This window comes from Zunongwangia sp. HGR-M22, assembly GCF_027594425.1.
Taxonomy (GTDB): domain Bacteria; phylum Bacteroidota; class Bacteroidia; order Flavobacteriales; family Flavobacteriaceae; genus Zunongwangia.
This window is the reverse complement of record NZ_CP115159.1, coordinates 3620333-3639093: the sequence shown is the minus strand read 5'-3', so window position 1 is coordinate 3639093 and position 18761 is coordinate 3620333. Positions and strand designations below refer to the sequence as shown.

Annotated in this window: 14 protein-coding genes; 5 read left to right on the top strand and 9 right to left on the bottom strand. The window is 34.2% G+C overall.

Features of this window, described 5'->3' with window-relative positions; genetic code table 11:
• Positions 1 to 94: 94 nt before the first annotated feature.
• The 4 genes from PBT91_RS15765 to PBT91_RS15750 all read left to right on the top strand — a co-directional run bounded on the left by PBT91_RS15765 (position 95) and on the right by PBT91_RS15750 (position 5284).
• Entirely contained in the window at positions 95 to 559 is a 465-nt protein-coding gene (locus tag PBT91_RS15765; protein ID WP_270059418.1) for an Lrp/AsnC family transcriptional regulator, read from the top strand.
• Positions 560 to 693: 134 nt separating this feature from the next.
• Positions 694 to 1869 (top strand): BamA/TamA family outer membrane protein, encoded by a 1176-nt coding sequence (locus tag PBT91_RS15760; RefSeq protein ID WP_270059417.1) that lies wholly within the window; start codon positions 694 to 696, stop codon positions 1867 to 1869.
• 300 nt (positions 1870 to 2169) lie between these two features.
• The gene (locus tag PBT91_RS15755; protein WP_270059416.1) at positions 2170 to 4299 is read left to right on the top strand and encodes a catalase; all 2130 of its coding nucleotides are present in this window, start codon (positions 2170 to 2172) and stop codon (positions 4297 to 4299) included.
• A gap of 304 nt (positions 4300 to 4603) precedes the next feature.
• Positions 4604 to 5284 (top strand): site-2 protease family protein, encoded by a 681-nt coding sequence (locus tag PBT91_RS15750; RefSeq protein WP_270059415.1) that lies wholly within the window; start codon positions 4604 to 4606, stop codon positions 5282 to 5284.
• Positions 5285 to 5356: 72 nt separating this feature from the next.
• Here PBT91_RS15750 and PBT91_RS15745 read toward each other — a convergent pair whose 3' ends face one another.
• From PBT91_RS15745 to gntA, 3 genes are all read right to left on the bottom strand, one after another.
• Complete coding sequence (locus tag PBT91_RS15745) at positions 5357 to 6049, bottom strand: hypothetical protein (RefSeq protein ID WP_270059414.1); 693 nt, start codon at positions 6047 to 6049, stop codon at positions 5357 to 5359.
• A 368-nt stretch (positions 6050 to 6417) separates the two neighbouring features.
• Complete coding sequence (locus PBT91_RS15740; protein WP_270059413.1) at positions 6418 to 7002, bottom strand: urea carboxylase-associated family protein; 585 nt, start codon at positions 7000 to 7002, stop codon at positions 6418 to 6420.
• A 22-nt stretch (positions 7003 to 7024) separates the two neighbouring features.
• Positions 7025 to 7726, bottom strand: coding sequence for a guanitoxin biosynthesis heme-dependent pre-guanitoxin N-hydroxylase GntA (gntA, locus tag PBT91_RS15735; protein ID WP_270059412.1), 702 nt, complete (start codon positions 7724 to 7726; stop codon positions 7025 to 7027).
• A gap of 244 nt (positions 7727 to 7970) precedes the next feature.
• Between gntA and PBT91_RS15730 the strand changes: the two genes are divergently transcribed.
• A complete protein-coding gene (locus PBT91_RS15730) occupies positions 7971 to 8840 on the top strand; it encodes an SDR family oxidoreductase (protein WP_270059411.1) in 870 nt (289 codons plus the stop codon).
• A 111-nt stretch (positions 8841 to 8951) separates the two neighbouring features.
• Here PBT91_RS15730 and PBT91_RS15725 read toward each other — a convergent pair whose 3' ends face one another.
• The 6 genes from PBT91_RS15725 to PBT91_RS15700 all read right to left on the bottom strand — a co-directional run bounded on the left by PBT91_RS15725 (position 8952) and on the right by PBT91_RS15700 (position 18691).
• Positions 8952 to 10472, bottom strand: a complete 1521-nt coding sequence (locus PBT91_RS15725; protein ID WP_270059410.1) for a family 43 glycosylhydrolase — start codon at positions 10470 to 10472, stop codon at positions 8952 to 8954.
• A 434-nt stretch (positions 10473 to 10906) separates the two neighbouring features.
• Positions 10907 to 13993, bottom strand: a complete 3087-nt coding sequence (locus tag PBT91_RS15720) for an efflux RND transporter permease subunit (protein ID WP_270059409.1) — start codon at positions 13991 to 13993, stop codon at positions 10907 to 10909.
• A 22-nt stretch (positions 13994 to 14015) separates the two neighbouring features.
• Positions 14016 to 15113, bottom strand: coding sequence for an efflux RND transporter periplasmic adaptor subunit (locus tag PBT91_RS15715; RefSeq protein WP_270059408.1), 1098 nt, complete (start codon positions 15111 to 15113; stop codon positions 14016 to 14018).
• Positions 15113 to 16432, bottom strand: coding sequence for a TolC family protein (locus PBT91_RS15710; protein WP_270059407.1), 1320 nt, complete (start codon positions 16430 to 16432; stop codon positions 15113 to 15115). Before PBT91_RS15710 ends, PBT91_RS15715 begins: the two co-directional genes overlap by 1 nt.
• A gap of 229 nt (positions 16433 to 16661) precedes the next feature.
• Positions 16662 to 17861, bottom strand: a complete 1200-nt coding sequence (locus PBT91_RS15705) for a sensor histidine kinase (RefSeq protein WP_270059406.1) — start codon at positions 17859 to 17861, stop codon at positions 16662 to 16664.
• A 146-nt stretch (positions 17862 to 18007) separates the two neighbouring features.
• Positions 18008 to 18691: a response regulator transcription factor gene (locus PBT91_RS15700; protein ID WP_270059405.1), complete on the bottom strand. Its 684-nt coding sequence runs from the start codon at positions 18689 to 18691 to the stop codon at positions 18008 to 18010.
• Positions 18692 to 18761: the final 70 nt, after the last annotated feature.

Here is an 18761-nt window from a genome sequence, read left to right as displayed (position 1 = left end):
GTGTAATTAGGTTTAAATCTCTTATTTATATTAGTATTGAAGAATATTGTACTTTTACATGCAGGCTACAAACTTTCAAAAAGAATAATATCCTATGGAAAATTTAGATGAGGTAGATCTTAAGTTGTTAAACATACTCCATAAAAATTCAAATTTTACCGTAAAAGAACTGGCAAAAAAGGTTAATTTATCTGCTTCTCCAGTTTTTGAACGACTGAAAAGGTTGGAGAAAAGCGGTTATATCAAAAAATATATCGCAATTTTGGATGCTGAAAAATTGCATCATGGATTTATAGTTTTTTGTAACATTAGGCTGAAAAAACATGATAGGACGATAGGAAATCAATTTGTAGATGATATTATGAAGATTGATGAGATTGTTGAATGTTACAATATTTCCGGGGATTTTGATTTTCTTTTAAAAGTTTATGCGCGTAATATGAAACATTATCAGGATTTTGTATTTAATAAACTTGGTGGCGTAAAGAGCATAGGAAGTACGCATAGTACTTTTGTAATGACTGAAATAAAAAACACCTATGGGATAGGGATTATTTAGCTGAAAGCGTTCCTATTCTTTCTTAAAAATGTTGCTTTGATAGATTTATAACAACCTGTTATTCAGATTGTTTGCGAAAAGTCAAAAATACTACAGGAATTTGTAAAAGCTTACATTTGCGTTTTTAACCAATTATGAGAAGAAAACCCTATTTGCTTTTACTTGCTGTATGCCTTTTGCTTATAAGTACCACCGTCTTTGGACAGGAGACTAAAGAAGAGAAGTCTAAAAAGGGATTTATAGGAAGATACATCAATAATATTTTAAACGATACGGTATCGAAAGAGAAATCTCAATTTTTTGTTTTTCCTACAGTTGGTTATCGGCCAGAGACCGGAGTAGAATTTGGAGTTACCCCGCTGTATATTTATTATGCGAATGAGGATGTAAATAACAGGCTAAGTGAAATGAAGGCCTACAGTTTTTTTACTCTAAATGGGCAATATGGTTTACGTATTGGCCATGCGTTATATTCAGATAAGGATAAGTGGTTTTTTCTTGGAGATATCGATTTTGAGCAATTTCCGCTTAAATATTATGGGATAGGAAATGATGTTCCGAAGGAAAATATAGCCTTGGTAGATGCAACCCAAATTCGAATCAAAGAGCGCGTTTTAAGAAGAGTACTAGAAGACTTTTATATAGGTGTAGAAACAGATTTTAGAAGCCTTACAAATGTATCTTTTGAAGGGAAAAATGATAATGATTTAGAAGATATTGAAATACCCTTTGGAGCCGAGGGGTCAACTAACTTTGGTTTAGGCGTAGGATTAGTTTATGATCAAAGACATAATGTTTTAAATGAAAGAGATGCTTTTTTTAGCGAATTTGCCTACCTGAATTATAATCCCTTTTGGGATAGCGATGTAGAATATCAGCTAATTTCTATAGATAACCGTGTTTTTAAAAAAATAAACGAAAGGGATGTTCTTGCGGCGCAACTATTTGGAGAGTTCAATTTTGGCGGAGACGTACCTTTCAATCAGCTTTCTTATATGGGAGGCGAAAGCTTAATGCGTGGTTATTTTAAAGGAAGATTTAGAGATCAAAATCAAATTGCCGCGCAAGTAGAATATCGATTTTTGCCATTAAAGTTAGGTTTTACAGATCGTCTTGGTGCCACAATTTTTACCGGAGTAGGAGAAGTCTTTGATAAGTGGAATGAGGTAGAACTCAACAAACTAAAATGGTCTGCCGGTGCAGGAGCACGATTTCTTATTTTTCAGAAAAAAGATGTATATCTTCGATTTGATTATGCCTTTACAAGAGATGGAAGCAATTTCTACATCAGTATTGGTGAAGCTTTTTAGTACTTAAGTTATAGAAATTGAATTCTTTAACCAAAATTCAACGATTAGCGACTAAGTTTTTTCAGATCGTTCAGCGAAATTCAAGCATTACTCTCAACTTTATTTTAGATTTTAAGTAGCAATTTTATAATTTGAAGATTATCAGTTTATGATTATCATGCACCTTACCGTACTTAATATTATGTTATAATATGCTATAGTTGAGTTAAAGGCTGTAATAAGCACATCAACTTCCAATAACGCGCACTTTCCTGCAATTATTCCAGTACATTCCCGATACCAAAAAAAACTTGTTGAGCTATGAATGAAGAGCAAAAAGAAAACAAAAAAACTCAGGATTTGGCTTCCAATACCAAAGATGGTACAGGAAAGACAATGACTACAAACCAGGGTGTTAAAGTTAATGATACTAATAATTCTTTAAAAGCTGGCGAGCGTGGAGCAACCTTGCTAGAAGATTTTATTTTAAGAGAAAAAATAACTCATTTTGATCATGAGCGTATTCCAGAACGTATAGTACACGCAAGAGGTAGTGGAGCTCATGGTGTATTTGAGCTTTATGAAAGCCAGGAAAAATATTCAAAAGCCGGTATTTTTACCGATACGAATAGAAAAACTCCGGTATTTGTCCGTTTTTCTACGGTGGCCGGTAATAAAGGATCTGCCGATTTAGCCAGAGACGTTAGAGGGTTTGCAACAAAATTTTATACGGAAGAGGGAATCTTTGATCTTGTAGGAAATAATATGCCTATATTTTTTATTCAGGATTCTATGAAATTTCCAGATTTGATCCATGCTGTTAAACCCGAGCCAGATAAAGATATTCCGCAGGCTGCTTCAGCACATGATACTTTTTACGATTTTGTTTCTCGAACAACAGAAACATTGCACAACCATATTTGGGTGATGAGTGATCGTGCTATACCAAGAAGTTTCAGAATGATGGAAGGTTTCGGTATACATACTTTTAGATTGATTAATGCTGAAGGAAAATCTCATTTTGTAAAATTTCACTGGAAACCACTTCTAGGAACACATTCTATTACATGGGATGAAGCTGTTAAATTGCATGGTGCAGATAGCGATTTCCATAGAAGGGATTTATGGGATGCTATCGATAGTGGCGAATATCCAGAGTGGGAATTAGGTTTCCAGATTATTCCTGAAGAAGATGAACATAAATTCGATTTTGATATTCTTGATCCAACAAAACTGATTCCTGAAGAAATGGTACCAGTTAAAAGAGTTGGTAAAATGACATTGAATCGAAATCCTGATAATTTCTTTGCAGAGACCGAGCAGGTAGCTTTTCATCCAGGTCATGTAGTACCGGGAATAGATTTTTCAAACGATCCGTTGTTGCAAGGCCGATTATTTAGTTATACCGATACGCAACTTTCAAGATTAGGAAGTCCAAATTTTCATGAAATACCAATCAATCGTCCTATAAATCCAACGCATAACAATCAGCGTGATGCGCATATGAGAATGACTGTTGATAAAGGGAAAACCGCTTATTTTCCAAATTCAATTGGTGGAGGATGTCCACATTTAGCTAAAATGGCGGAAGGTGGATTTACATCTTATGAAGAGCGTATCGATGCGAGAAAAATTAGAGCGAGAAGCACTAGTTTTAATGATCACTATTCCCAACCAGCATTGTTCTACAGAAGTTTAACAGATTGGGAACAGCAACACGTAGCAGATGCCTATACATTCGAACTTGGTAAATGTACCTACGATCATATTAAGGAACGTATGCTCTATGTAATTAATCAAATTGATAATGATCTTGCAATAAAAGTAGCAGATGGTTTAGGGATGCAGATCCCTAGTGAAATCGAGCAACCCGTAAATCAGGCGATAGGTGCCGATGCGGATCCAGCAGATCATCAACCGGGACCAAAGAAAGAATATCTTAAAAAATCTGAAGCACTAAGTCTTACTCATCTAAGTTCAGAAAGTATAGCCACGCGAAAGATTGCATTTTTGGTAGGAGATGGTTTTGATGGTGAACAGGTAATGAAAATGAAGAAAGCACTGACTAAGAAGAACGCTATTGTTCATTTAGTGGCAACTCATGGCGGAACTGTAAAATGCGATCACGACAAAAACCATAAAGTGGATGCTGCACTGTTAACTACAGAAAGTGTCTTATACGATGCGCTCTATTTGCCAGGAGGATCTAAGAGTATAAAGGCTTTAACAGAAGCACCAAAGTCGGTTAAATTTATAAATGAAACCCTTAAGCACTGTAAAGCTTTTGCTGCTGAAAAAGACACTACTGCGTTATTGGATAAAACCGCTATCAACTTATTTGACGATGATGTCGCGATATTAATAGGAAAACAACCAGAGCAATTTATTAAGCAAATTGCTGCACATAGAAACTGGGTAAGACAACCGAAAGCAATGAGTATTCCTGTCTAGTTTAGTTCAAATTCAGGGAGTGTTAGAAGAAAAGGCCGCATCAATTGATAGCGGCTTTTTTAATGACCTAAAAATAATTTAGAGTACAGTACTAACAATTGAAAATATTGATTTTTACTATCCATAAATAATTAAATGCATTCAATTTCTTTTTATTGAATCAATCTCCAGTTTTAATTGGTTTAGTTTTGAGAATTGAAATTAGTAAGTACTTTAAAGTCTCGTTAATGCTTGACTTAAAATGAGTTAAAACCATTTTGGCGCACGAAATTTATTCTAGTTTTGAAATTTAAAGCAATAATTAATGATTGAATTTTGGGACATACCAAAGCTATTTGTAGCCTTTTTTATAATCCTTCCGGCAGTTTCTTTGGTGCATGAGCTTGGTCATGTATTAATAGCAAAATTGCTAGGTGCAAAAAAGGTGAAGATCATTATAGGGTCGGGTAGAATTCTTGTAGATAACCGATATTTTGAAATTCGGAAGTATTATTTTTATTACGGCTACTGTTATTTTGAAAATATCTACGACCAAAGTAGATGGCGTAATCTCTTCATTTACTCAGGGGGAATACTTGGTAATATTTTATCCTCCTGCGTTGTAATTTATATAGTCACTAGCCAGGCACTGGTTCCTACTATTTTTACCTATCAATTTTTATATTTTTCGTTGTACTATGTGTTTTTTGCTTTATTGCCAATGAGTTATCCAGATGGGAATTACAGTGATGGAAAAATTATCTATCACCTCTTGAAACGTAATCATACATTATTGCAACAAAAGCAATTTCAGCTTTGGTTTGATGAAGATGAAAAATCCTGGCGACTTTCTTCGGAAAGTGAAGAAGAATTTGAGCAAGTAGAAGATTATGATGAAGCCTACGAGAAAGCCCTTCAGCAAGCTAGAGCTTCCCGTCCCAGTAAACTTGAAGTTATTAAAAAGAATACCAGTCACTTTGAAATTTTTCCTAGAAATCCTATTTAAATATAGTACAATTTTTAACTATATATTTATAGTAAACCGTAATGAAAATATTTAAGATTATCACTCTGTAGACTAGTGCAAAATTTCATTTCTCTGGATGTTCTTCAATTCTGAGATGCTAATAACCAAATCTTCTTCAAGTCCAGATAATACCTGATTTTCAATATTTAAATCTGTTCTAATAATCTGCAAGATTTTATTTTCCAGGCTTATGGCACGATCAATTACAAAATCGCGTCCTTTTCTTTGCAAAGTTAATAATTGATTGGGATAGGATTTTGCATTTAACTTTTTGATTTTTGTGGATTGTCTGAATGTTTTATTAAGCTTAGTTAATGCAGATTGCGTCATCTTTTGATGTCTAGAAAAAAGCTGTTCAAAAAACATCCGCTTAGAAGCTCTTTTAGCTTCCTCAAAAAATTGAATACTAGTTTCTAACGTGGTATATAATTGATTTAAATCGATATCCTTTTCAATATAAATTCTTTTGAGAATCAAAAATTTAGGATAAGGTTCTTCATCATAATACTTAATACATACTTTACCGTTACCTTCTATGTTTTCTGAAAAATACTCACCATTTACGTCACTAAAGGAACCTTCTTCTGTTAAGAAAACTCCAGAAATTGAAGCATTTTTAAGTTGATGTAATGTTGAAATTTCTTCATGATGCAACTCAAATTTATATTCGATTTTAGAGATGCAATCTGCTATACTTATTCCTCTTAAATTAGAGTAATAATTATCGTCTTTTGTTTCTTTCATCTTTCTAAATTTTTACTATTTCTGAATAAGATTTGGAAAATTTATTGATAGATCGAAATTGATCAATTGCCTCATTACAACCGTTTATTACCACATATCCTTAAATTTTTATAATACTGTTGTTCAATTAGTTAAGTTATGTTAATTTAGAGGTGCTAACCAAATTTACCTACCATGAAATTAATTCGCGAACCAAGGCAGAGACTTTTGATAGTCTCGCTGATGTTAAGTTATATTATTGCTATTTGCTCTGCAATTCAACTTTTACCTGAAATTCTAACGCTACCATTCTTACTTTTAGGATCTGTTTTAGTAATAATTTTATTTATTCAATTTATAATTAAATTCCGCTAATCAATATAAATGCATTAATTTGAAGAGAGTACTTCAAATTGAATTTCCTTAAAGCTTCCGCCATTGCTATCTTCAGCCGAGCATGCGGTGAGGCCTACTATTAAATCCATTTTCGCTTCGAATAGGATGTAATCTTGCCCAGAATTTAAAGGAGGATCAACACTAATCTTGCCCTTATTGTCAAACTGAACATTCATAAAAATATTAAAAGCTGTCGGAATATCATCTGGAGCAATATCGTATTTCGCTAAATTTGTATATAAATTTTCAAAGCAACTAGGGTGATATTTGTTATTATTGTACATAATTTCAAAAGTCTCAGGGCTGCAGGGTGCAAGTAAAAAATCATTTCTACCATTAGTATCTTCTAAAATTTCCATCATCTTACGGCTACGGTTACTCCATATAAAATTTCCTTTAGAAATCAAGATAGATTCTTCAAAATCTAAAGTTTTACCACTTGAAATTTTTTCTCTTATATCATCTTTATTAAAAAGTACCATATCACTAACCTGTTCTCCTTTGGGAGCAGTCACCTTCAAGCGGTCTCCTTTATTAATAGTAAGTGAGGCACCAGATTGTTTAGCTATCGTTTCCATATAAAAATAATTCTATTACTTATTATTTAAAAGGGCATTCCCAATCCTTTTCAACTTTTCTACCGCTATACTGCCTTGCTTCACTATGTGTTCCAAAATCTTCCAACATGGGATTTATGGTCCCTTGCAGCTGTTTATCTCTGTCTCGAATGGCATCTCTAACACGTTGATACGTTCCCATTTCTCGTAATTTTTCGAATTGCCAATGTAAATTGAAAGCAATTGCTGTGTAAGGAGCACGGCGTGCTTTTCTAGAACTATTAGAATGTAGGCCCACAACGTAAAATGATTTTCCTGCAATACTAAAGCTAAAATTCTCATCTTGTGGGTTGCTGCTAACCATAGGATCCCAATCATATTCATCCATATTATTCAGAAGATATAATTGTAACCAAAGTTGTTCTTCAAATTCCATTTCGTTTAAATCTACGCTCTCGGGAAAAATTGCAATAAATGTTTCAAAATCGTTAGATTCAAAATCGTAATTATTAATGTATGTTTTTAAATCTGAATAAAGCTTTCTTGTAAACTCAATATTACCTAGATTTTTATAGATATTCAGATTTACTTTATCCATGCTAAAAACAGTTTTAGCCATAATACAGGGATGATCTTCTCCAATGATAAATTCTTTGAAATTCTTATAAATTTTACTATCCGATTGGTTTTTTTTAAAATCAATAGCCTGATTTTCAATAGCTTTTAGCATATCGTCATTTTTCATCTAAATTAGCTAGGATGAACTGCTGAAAAAAAGTGCTTAAGAAGACTTTAGATCAAAATTTTACATGGTTTAACATATTTAATTTAATAGCGTCAACAATGTGATTAAAAAAGCATTTGTCTGTAATCGTAATGTTTTTCTTATTCGATTTTCTAGGTCTTTTCATTAAAATTTATACAATTCACTCTTTGTTAACCATCTAACTGCTACGGCTGTTATAATATTGAGAGAGAAAAAAATAATTATGAAAGATCCAAGAACAAAGTATCCACAACCACCATTTGACACCGAACTACAGAATGAACCAGGTGTAGAATCTAAAATGAATCCGCTTCCAGATTATGGTGAAAACACCTATAAAGGAAACGATAAGCTAAAAGGTAAAGTAGCCTTGATTACCGGTGGCGACTCTGGTATAGGAAGAGCAGTAGCTTACGCTTATGCATTAGAAGGAGCTAAAGTTGTTATTTCGTATCTTGATGAACATAATGATGCAAAAGAGACTGCAAAAGTTATTGAATCTAAAAATAGAGAAGTTTTATTAATCGATGGTGATATTAGAGAAGAAAAGCACTGCAAAGATATTATAGAGAAAACCATAGCTAAATTTGGCCAATTAGATATTATTGTAAATAATGCAGCATTCCAAATGGCAAGAAATAGTTTACAAGATATTACTGCTGAAGAATGGGATAAAACCTTTAGAACAAATATTCATGCTCCATTTTATCTATGTAAAGCGGCAGAACAACATTTGGCACCGGGAAGTAGTATTATAAACACAACATCGGTAAATGCTTATTCGCCTAGTGACAACCTGGTTCCTTATGCGGCAACCAAAGGAGCCATAAGAAACTTTACCGCGAGCATGGCACAATTATGGGCCGAAAAAGGAATTAGAGTAAATGCGGTAGCACCAGGACCGATTTGGACACCATTAATCCCGGCAACAATGCCCGGAGAAAAAGTGAAAAACTTCGGAAAACAAACTCCTTTAGGTAGACCCGGTCAACCTGCCGAATTAGCCTCAGCATACGTGATGTTGGCTTCAGAAGATAGTAGTTATACTTCTGGTGCAACAATTGAAATAACAGGTGGAAGATATACCTTATAAATTCTTTAAAACTCTTCTGGAAGATGATTTTCCAGAAGAGTTTTTTCTAATTTGGCCCGAATATATTGAATATTGATCATAACTAAGCCACTGATAAAAGTCTTACCAAATTCAATTGGCAATTAAGGAAACATCATCTACCCGGCAGCTTGCGTTAGGTTCTCCATGCACTAAAAAGCCAATTTCTACCTTTTCTTGATTAATTTTAATATTTTCGATCTTTACAGTAAACCATGTTTCATTTTCATTAGCATCTACTGAAACAACTTTTTTCTTTCCAGCACTTTCAGCATACATTTCTAATTTTGAGAAGTTCCCTGCCTTTTTCACCTTAGCGGTTAGCGTATAGCTGCCATCATTTAATTTTACGTAAGGCGTTGATGTGATGATTTGAAAAACGTTTCTTTTGAATTTAATATTATCAGATATGTTTAGACTTTTCTCACCAATTACTTCTTTTCTATCTTTTTTAGAATTGAAATAATTTAATTCGGGAGAATCTTTTGCTTCAATAACGATTACATTCCCTTGTTCAACTACAGAGTGCCATCCTAGTAATTGTTCTTGGATCGGCTTTACCGGGCTTGGTATTTTTCTTCGATCGGCTTCAAAACTTGGATTTCGAACGTAATTATTATCTTTAGCAACAGTCCAATTTCCTGTAGTTTCTTCAAAATTCCAGGAATTCAGAGAATTAAAATAGGGCGTGTCACCTTCAAAAGAAAGAGGACACCATTGATTGTATCCTAAACCATTCCTTGCAAAATCTGCCCATCGATCACCACAATAGATCGCAGTTTCTTGATCAGATCCGTTAACATTTACAAAAAAGCCGGTTTGTGTGATATGAGCATAATCTTTATAGCTTCCGGGGGTGATCAACATTTTATTTTCAGGAGAATATGGTCCGCGAATATTATCGGCCACCATGTAATAGGCATAGGAAGAATCCCACCCGTAAAGATTAGAAGCAAAAATATAATATTTCCCATTATGCTTTAGCATGCAGTTTCCTTCTGGGCCTTTGCCTTTGAAGATCTGAGTAACATCCAAAAGATCAACTTTGCCATCTTTTACCCCAATTTCTGAAACGTATATTTTGTTTCTTCCCTGGCCATAAGAGTAAATTAGGTATGATTTTCCCGAATCGGGATCTGTAAAAACGGTTTGATCCCCGGTGTTAGGGGTACCTATTCTGTCAGTCATATCTAATCGATTATGACATTCAAAAGGTCCTGCTGGAGTTTTTGAGGTTGCAATAAGCACACCGTCGTTGTGCTGAACAAACATGGCATAACGATCTATTTCTTTGACATAAGCAACGCCCAATCTTCCCATCCAAAAAGTTCTTTCGTAAGTTTTGATCACTTCACTTCTTTCAAGAGCATTACTTTCAAACTTCCAGTTTACCAAATCGGTTGAGGTGTAACATGTAGCTGCTTCAAAATGATTTCTATCCTGAGTTACCGATGGATCTCTTCTATAGAGTTCTGCTTCTTTATAATGAGCGCCGTACCAGTAATATTTTTCTACTCCGTCTTTGGGATCTGTAAAAATAAAAATTCCGCCTCCCTGGCTATAAATTGGTTGATTGTCTACAGTGTTCCAAAAAGTATCATTTTTAATATTCAAATTTTGTGAAATTGAGTCAGTATGTAAACCTAAAAAGTAAATTAGAAATATAAAGCTGAATATTTTTCTAGTGGAATAGATGTGCTTTAAAGCCATTTTGATTGGTTGTTTTTATTTTTTTGCTGAAATAAGATTATTCTTTGTCAAACGTTTTCGTTTATGGATGAAATACTTCAGCATTTTAATTTTGGTTGGCTTCTAAAATAATTCTTTTTATTTCAAATAATTCTTTTTTCAAGTTAAAATGCTGGTTTTTAAGTTTGTTTGTAATTGAGGAATTGAACTCCATTCAAAAGCTAGCAGATAAAAAGCACAAAGAGTGAAAATAAATTTGAAGTAAAACAGAAAAGCTGCCTGTTTACACAGACAGCCTTTCCTCTAAACACTTATAATGAAAAAATATTCTCAAAATTGAGCTGAGAATGCCTTAAAAACTAGTTATTCTTTTTCTTATAAAACATATAGAATATTTGCGGTAACACGGTAAAGGATAATAGCATACAGATTAACAAACCACCAACAATCATTATCGCTAAAGGTTTTTGTACTTCAGAACCCATCCCATTAGACAGTGCTGCTGGCAATAATCCTAAAGATCCCATTAAAGCAATCATAATTACCGGGCGTATTCTGCTATAAACTCCTTCAGAAATCGCTTGTTTTAGCGGCATATGTTCTAAGTTTTCTTTCATTACAGCAACGAGAATAATTCCGTCGATTGTACAGACACCAAATAGAATAATAAACCCAATTCCTGCGGAAATCCCAAAAATGGTTCCTGTAGCCCAAAGCGATATAAATCCGCCAATAAAGGCAAATGAAAGTGTAGAGATACAAATAATCGTGTCTTTAATATTTCCGAAATTCATATATAATAAGAACACAATTAAAAGAAGTACTGCAGGAACAATATAAGTTAGCTGCTTAGTAGCACGTTCTTTACTTTCAAATTCACCTGCCCATTCTACTTTGGTGTTTTTAGGAAAATTTATTTCTTTGTCTACTGCCTTTTGAGCATCGGCAATCGTGCTCCCTAAATCTCGTCCGTCAATACTAAAACCAACTCCGGTATATCTACTGCTGCCTTCGCGATAAATGAATGCCGGACCGGTTTTAAATTCGATATCTGCAATATTTTTCAGCGGTACTTTTTTATCGTTTAAAGTAGGTATCAATATATTCCCTATCTCTTCTTCGCTATCTCGATAGGGTTCATCAAACCTAATTTGTAAATCAAATTTTCGTTCGTCTTCGTAAAAATGAGAGGCTGTTTTTCCTCCAATAGCCATTTCAATTACGGCTTGCGCATCTTCAGTGCTTACTGCATATTGAGCCATTTTGTTTTCTTGTAGGCTAATACGCAATTCTGGTAAACCTATATTTTTATACACCAATACATCGGTGATTCCTTCAATTTTACTGATGGTTTTTGCCACCTGATTGGCTTGATCTTCCATTTGGAATAGATTATCTCCGAAAATTTTGATCACTAAAGAGCTTTTTACTCCGGCAACGTATTCTTCTACATTGTCCTGAATAGGCTGACTGAATCCAAGATTGATTCCTTTAAATTCTGCCAGCGTATCTTTCATTTCTGCAATGAGCTCTTCTTTAGAAAGGCTTCTTTTCCAGTGGTCTTTTTGCTTCAGCTCAATATGAAATTCATTATTGAAAAAACCTGTAGGATCGGTACCATCATTAGGTCTTCCAGTTTGGTTCAGTACAAATTTCACTTCATCAAAAGCGCGTAATTTCTGTTTAATTTTTTTACCAGTTTTTACCGATTCTTCTAAACTTACACTATTGGGTAAAGTGGCTCTTATGTAAAGTGCACCTTCATTTAACTGCGGAATAAATTCGGTTCCGTAATTCAGTAATTTCACTACGCATACTATAAAAATACCTGCAAAAGCAATCATTGTTACTTTTCTATACTTACTTGCAGCATTAAATAATCCGAAAATATTTCCGCGGAAAAAATTGACTACAGGGTTATTTTTAACTGTAATGTGCTTATTCAGTAAAACTTTACACATTGCCGGTACTAAGGTTAAACTTAATAAAAGCGACCCTAAAAGTGCATAGCCTAAGGTAAATGCTAACGGACTAAACATTTTGCCTTCTACTTTTTCGAAAGAAAAAATAGGGAAGAGCGCTATTATTAAAATTAGCTGCGCAAAAAAAATGTGGGGCGCTACTTTGCTCACGCTTTTTCTAATAATATCTCCTTTAGAGATTTGTTTATAACGCTCAAACCCTAATTCTACAGATTTTTCTTCTAATTTTACGTAGACGGCTTCTACGATTACCAGCGTTCCTTCCAACAGAAGTCCAAAATCTAAGGCTCCCATCGAGATAAGATTGGCGGGCATTCCTTGTATTTTTAATAAAATAATACTGAATAAAAAGGATAACGGAATAATAATGGCGACGGTAATGGTCGTTCTCCAGTTGAATAAGAAAACCAATACAATAAGTGAAACCAGTACGATCCCTTCCACCAAATTGGTACTTACTGTTTTTACGGTAGAATTTACCAATTCGGTACGGTCTATAAACGATTTTATTTTTACATCATTTGGGAGAATACGAGTGTTTAATTCTTCAATTTTGTCTTTTAAACGCTCAATTACTTCTGCAGGATTTTCGCCACGAAGCATTACCACAATTCCTTCCACAACATCTTGATCGTCATCTAAACTCACCTGTCCTAATCTTGGTTTAGCTGAAATTGCAACTTTAGCAACATTTTTAACTAAAACCGGAGTTTGATTATGAGTAGTAATTAAAGTGTTTTCAATATCTTCGATACTCGTCAACAAACCCACTCCACGAACAACATACGCCTGCTGACCTTTCTGAATCATATCGCCACCCACATTAATGTTACTTTTGGTAATGGCTTCGTAAAGGTCTAAGGGCGTAAGATCGTACTGTTCTAAAGCGGTTGGATTTACCTGTATTTGATAGGTTTTTTCTTCTCCACCAAAACTTTGCACGTCAGAGATTCCGGGTACGGCTAGCAATTCTCTTTCGATTACCCATTCTTGTATCGCAGATAATTCTTTTATAGGCCGATCACTTTCGATCACGTACCTAAAAATTTCTCCGGTAGCTCCGTACGGCGGATCGATTTCTGGGTCTGATCCTTCAGGTAAATCTACCCCTTGTAAACGGTTAGCCGCGTATTGTTGCGCATAAAAATCTTCTACACCATCTTCAAAAATAACAGTCACTACCGACAAACCGAATAATGATATAGAACGAACATCAGACTTTTTAGGAATGGTATTCATTTTTTTCATTAAGGGTAAGGTGACAAATTTCTCTACTTCTTCGGCACTTCTTCCCGGCCATTGCGTAATAATTCTTGCCCTTGTGTTGGTAACATCTGGGAAAGCTTCAATAGGCGTGTGTATGTAACTGTAAATTCCTGCGGCTGCTAATAGTCCCGTTAAAAAGAATACGATTAAGGTATTCTTTAAAGAGAACGAAACTATGGCATTGGTGAATTTTTCCATCTTAATTTTTATTTTAGCTTAATTAATTGGATGCGCTGCTTTCAAAAAGTAAAAGCGTGTCGTAGGTTACAATTTTCTCTCCTTCGGTTAAACCTTCTTTAATGAAGAAAGAATCTTCGTCTTTAGACAGGATTTTTACTTCACTCACGTTTGCTTCACAATTATTTTTAAGCTTAACCACGTAGTATTTATTATTGTTGAAAACAACCGATTTTGCTGGAATATGTGGTGCTTTTTCTTGCGTATTGTTCTTTACAATCGCCTCTACGTGTAAACCGGGTTTAAGAAATAAATCTTTGTTTTCAAGTATAATTCTTCCTTTTAATACATTTTCTTGAGGCTCTAAAACATTGGAAATACGATCGATTTTTCCTTGGAAAGTTTTATCGGGATAGCTGTTGGTTTTTATACTTACAGGCATTCCTTGTTTCACCGCATCAATATCAGTAGCATAAATATTCACATTGATCCAAACTTCATCTAAATCTGAAATCGTAAATAACGGATCGCCTTCAGCTCCAATTTGCATTCCGGCAGCAATTTTATTGTCGACAACAAAGCCGCTGCGTGGTGCTTTAATCTGAAATACGCCTTTTTCGGGACTCGCGCTATAAAGCTTTAGATTGGTTTGTAGTTTTTGAAGATCTGACTCTAGATTTTGTTTTTCGCTTTTAGCTGCGATTAATTCTTTTTCTGAAGCAATACCATCGTCGTAAAAACTCTGTGTAGATTGAAGTTGGCGTTTAGCTACTTCAAGATTGGCTTTAATTTGTTTTACTTCGGCTTCAATCCCGTTAAGCTCTGTACTTTTTATTTCTGCTAATACCTGATTTTTTTCAACTTTATCACCTAAGGTGAAGTAGGTGTTGGTAATAATACCACCAACTAAACTCACGTAATTTACCACCGCATTTGGATTGTAAGCAACAACGCCATTTAAGCGTAGGCTTTTAACCACATTTTCATTAGTGATCTGCATTGGTTGAAGTTCGGCTACTTCATTTTCTGTAAAACATTCCTGTTTTTTTACAATTGGTTTTTGTTCTTCTTTACAACTAAAAAGTATAGCAGATCCCATTGCTACTAATAATGGGAGTTTTATGTTCTTAAAGTAATTCATTAGTTAGGGATGTTTATTTCGAGTCCTGTGTTATGTTTTAATTCTTCTAAATCGTCTAAATATTCTTGCTGATTTTCCAGAATAGTTCGTTTGGTATCGATATACGATTCTAGAAAATCCATATAGGTGATAATGTTGATGGATTGTAGTTTGAAATACTCGGTATAAGCTTCCATTGTTTTATCTAAGCCTTCTAGATATTCTGTATCGATATCGTCAAAAAAGTGAGCCGCTTCAAGTAAATTTTTATAGCTTTTTCGAACTTCTTCCCGAACTGCTAACAGCTTGTTTTCATTTACATAGTTTTGCTTTTGTACCGCAAATTCAGCTTTTTTGATGTTTCCTTTGTTCCGATCGAAAAACGGAAGGTCTATAGAAAAACCAAAGCCAATAAAATCTTGCAGAATATTACCACCGCGGTCATAGCCCAGAGACACGGCAATATCTGGCGTTGCCATTGCTTTTTCATAACTTAATTCTTTTTGAGATCGTTGAACATCTAGTTTACTAATTCTAACATCCGGACGATTATTTAGCGCTTCTTCCTGTAAATAATCGAGGGTATAATTAAATGGTAGCTGATATTCGTTATCGGGATTAAAGCTTGTCCCGAAAGAAAGCGTGGTTTGATCGGGTAAATTCAGCATCACGACCAATTCTTCATTCAGTTCGTTTAGTGCTTTTCTTTCCTCGATTAATTCATCTTTAATACTTAATAAAGAAGCTTGTAACCGTATAAGTTCGGCTTTATTTACATTGCCCTGATCGTATTGTTTTTGGTAAGCTTTTACGATATTTTCTAAAGAAATTAATTGGCGATCAAGCATTTCTGCATAGCTTTCGTGAAACTGGAAAGCATACACCGTTTTTCTGAATTCAGTTTTTAAGCTTAATAGAAAATCTTCTAGGTAAGATTGTGCCATTTCCGCAGAAACCTCAGCAAGTTCCACACGTTTTTTACGTTTTCCGGCGGTTTCAATCACTTGTTCTATTTGTGCTGAAATCTGTCGATACCTTCCAAAACTATCGCTTCCAAACAAACTAGGTTGTGGTTCGCCGGTTTTCTTCTGGTAATCTGCCGTCCAAAGATTTACTTCATCAACTTCTAGCGTAGGATTGGGCCAAACTTTTGCCTGAATCACTTCAGCATCAGCCATATCTATGGATAATCGTTCAGCAAGAAGCGATAAATTATTTTCCAATAATAAGCCTTCAGCTTGTTCTAAATTGAGCTGTAGGGTATCTTGAGTTTGAGACTCAGCGTTATTCAGCCCAAAACAAATAACAAAAAGTAATAGATAGATTTTTTTCTTTTGCATTTCCTTATTTTGATGATACAAAAAAAGAAAACGAAGCTTAGAGGAAAATTTGTTCTATATTAAAAGCAGATTAAAGTAGATTAGAATTTTCTAATGTTGTATAACTTCTCTTTTCGTTATTCCTTACTTGATCCGGAATTTCATCAAGAGCTGAACAATCATTTTTGGAGGAGGCGACACTGAATCAAGTTCAAGTTGATGGTATTTTATTTCTGAATTATCATCTTGATCACTGCGGAAATTCAAGCTGAATTTGAGTATAATTTTTTAACTGCGTAGTAATTGAATGTTGAATTTGATGAAGCTGAAAAATCTTTAACGCGATGCTCATTCCAAGTCCGTTTCCCTGAAATGAAGCCGTGTTTTTTCCTCTATAAAAAGGCTGGTTAATATGCTTTAAATCTTTGTCTGAAATGCCTATTCCGTGATCTTTCACCTGCAATTGTAAACGATGATTCGCCTTGCTAAGCTTTATCATCACTTCATCTTTAGAGAATTTAGCCGCATTTTCGATAATATTGAATAAAGCCATATAAAGTAAAGTCTCGTTTCCTTTAAATTCCAGCAAATGAAAATCTTCCGGAACAATAGCTAGTTGAATATTAAATTTTTCTGCTGAATATAAGGGTATTAATTTTTCAATAATCTCCCAGATAAGTTCATCGATCCTAATGTTTTCTTTAAGCTGAATACTTTTATTAAGATTAGAAAGGGTAAGTAGGTTTTCTAAAATATTTTTAAGCTGCTGGGCGTCTTGCAAAACTTGCTCTGAAGTTTCCCGATAATCGTCGTTGCTTCGGTTTCGTTGTAGGCTTATTTCTAATTGATTAATGATGCTGGCAAGTGGCGTTTTTAGTTCGTGCGAAGAAAAATCTACAAAATTCTTTTGCTGCTCGTAACCGGTTTCTATTTCTTTTAAAAGATTATTGAAGGCTTGGAAAAGTTCTTCTAACTCGTCTTTAGAACTTTTGTAAGAAAGTTGCAGCGGACTTTTATTTAAATTTAAATCATTTACTTGCTGAATAATATTTCTTACCGGTTTGTAAGCCAATTTGGAAAGTCTGGAAGTAAGAAAAATAAGAATAAGCATCGCCACAAAAAAACTGATTGCCAAAATACTAATCAGCTTTTTTTTCTGACTTTGGATCATTGGGTTGGTAGCTTTCACCAGCACTACAAAATCACCCTGATTATCCTTGTAAAATAATCCGTGATAATACGTATCGTTATCCCGAAAATTGAGTTCTCCTTTTTGTTTAATTTGTTCTATGCTTTCGCTCCAATTTTGCTTCAATTCTTTGGTATTGAATGCAATATTTCCGTTTTCATTAAAAATGCTGACTTCTTGATCTGAACTAAGATTGTAAAAAGAATTCTGGATGGGTTCAAATCCTTTTTGGCTAAGTTCATCTCTTTCTAGGTAGAACATCGCTGAAATTTTTGCCGTTCTGGACAACTCCTGAAAGAATATATTTTTAGAACTTTGATAAAAGGCAATATAAATGATAACAGAAGTTATCAAAAAAACAAGCCCAAACAGAATACTTGAAATTAGCGTTATTTTTTGCCTAATTTTCATTGCTCGTCAGAAATCATATAACCTCTTCCTTTAATAGTCTGAATGAGTTTAGCTTCTTTTTCGCTATCAATTTTATTTCTTAGGTAAGAAATGTACACATCAATTACATTAGTGTAGGTATCTTGCTGGGTATTCCAAACATTTTGTAAAATAGTCTGGCGGGTAACAACTTCATTTTTATGTTCTAATAAAGTTTTGAGCAGAAGAAACTCTTTTTGGGAAAGGTCTATGTTTTTACCGTTTCTTTCTACTTTATGTGCTTTGTAATTCAGTTTTAAATCTCCGCAAAATAAATCTTCTTCAACTGGTTGCTGGTAAGTATTGGTTCTTCTATTTAATGCTTTAATCCTGGAGACAAGCTCTTTAAAATGAAATGGTTTTACTAAATAATCATCGGCTCCTTTATCTAAAGCTTTTATTTTATCATCGGGTTCTCCTAAAGCACTTAAAATGATAATAGGAGTGATTATTTTTTTAAAACGAATAAGCTCACAAAGTTCTATTCCGGTCAATCCCGGCAGCATAATATCAAAAATAAATAAGTCCCAATCCTGATTAAAAACTAGATCTCGAGCAGCATAACCATCTTCTTCAGTTTGCACTGAAAGGCCTTCTTCCTGCAATCCTTTGCTTAAAGATTCTCTTAATCGTCTGTTATCTTCAACCAGTAAAATTTTCATCTTTAATTATTCCGAACTTAAAATATGATGCACAAATGTACTATTTCAACTTAAGAATAATACGATTATT

Excerpts from the sequence above, each read along its gene's own strand:
- PBT91_RS15765 (WP_270059418.1), top strand. The coding sequence starts at position 95 with ATGGAAAATTTAGATGAGGTAGATCTTAAGTTGTTAAACATACTCCAT.
- PBT91_RS15760 (WP_270059417.1), top strand. The coding sequence starts at position 694 with ATGAGAAGAAAACCCTATTTGCTTTTACTTGCTGTATGCCTTTTGCTT.
- PBT91_RS15755 (WP_270059416.1), top strand. The coding sequence starts at position 2,170 with ATGAATGAAGAGCAAAAAGAAAACAAAAAAACTCAGGATTTGGCTTCC.
- PBT91_RS15750 (WP_270059415.1), top strand. The coding sequence starts at position 4,604 with ATGATTGAATTTTGGGACATACCAAAGCTATTTGTAGCCTTTTTTATA.
- PBT91_RS15745 (WP_270059414.1), bottom strand. The coding sequence starts at position 6,049 with ATGAAAGAAACAAAAGACGATAATTATTACTCTAATTTAAGAGGAATA.
- PBT91_RS15740 (WP_270059413.1), bottom strand. The coding sequence starts at position 7,002 with ATGGAAACGATAGCTAAACAATCTGGTGCCTCACTTACTATTAATAAA.
- gntA (WP_270059412.1), bottom strand. The coding sequence starts at position 7,726 with ATGAAAAATGACGATATGCTAAAAGCTATTGAAAATCAGGCTATTGAT.
- PBT91_RS15730 (WP_270059411.1), top strand. The coding sequence starts at position 7,971 with ATGAAAGATCCAAGAACAAAGTATCCACAACCACCATTTGACACCGAA.
- PBT91_RS15720 (WP_270059409.1), bottom strand. The coding sequence starts at position 13,993 with ATGGAAAAATTCACCAATGCCATAGTTTCGTTCTCTTTAAAGAATACC.
- PBT91_RS15715 (WP_270059408.1), bottom strand. The coding sequence starts at position 15,113 with ATGAATTACTTTAAGAACATAAAACTCCCATTATTAGTAGCAATGGGA.
- PBT91_RS15710 (WP_270059407.1), bottom strand. The coding sequence starts at position 16,432 with ATGCAAAAGAAAAAAATCTATCTATTACTTTTTGTTATTTGTTTTGGG.
- PBT91_RS15705 (WP_270059406.1), bottom strand. The coding sequence starts at position 17,861 with ATGTTCTACCTAGAAAGAGATGAACTTAGCCAAAAAGGATTTGAACCC.
- PBT91_RS15700 (WP_270059405.1), bottom strand. The coding sequence starts at position 18,691 with ATGAAAATTTTACTGGTTGAAGATAACAGACGATTAAGAGAATCTTTA.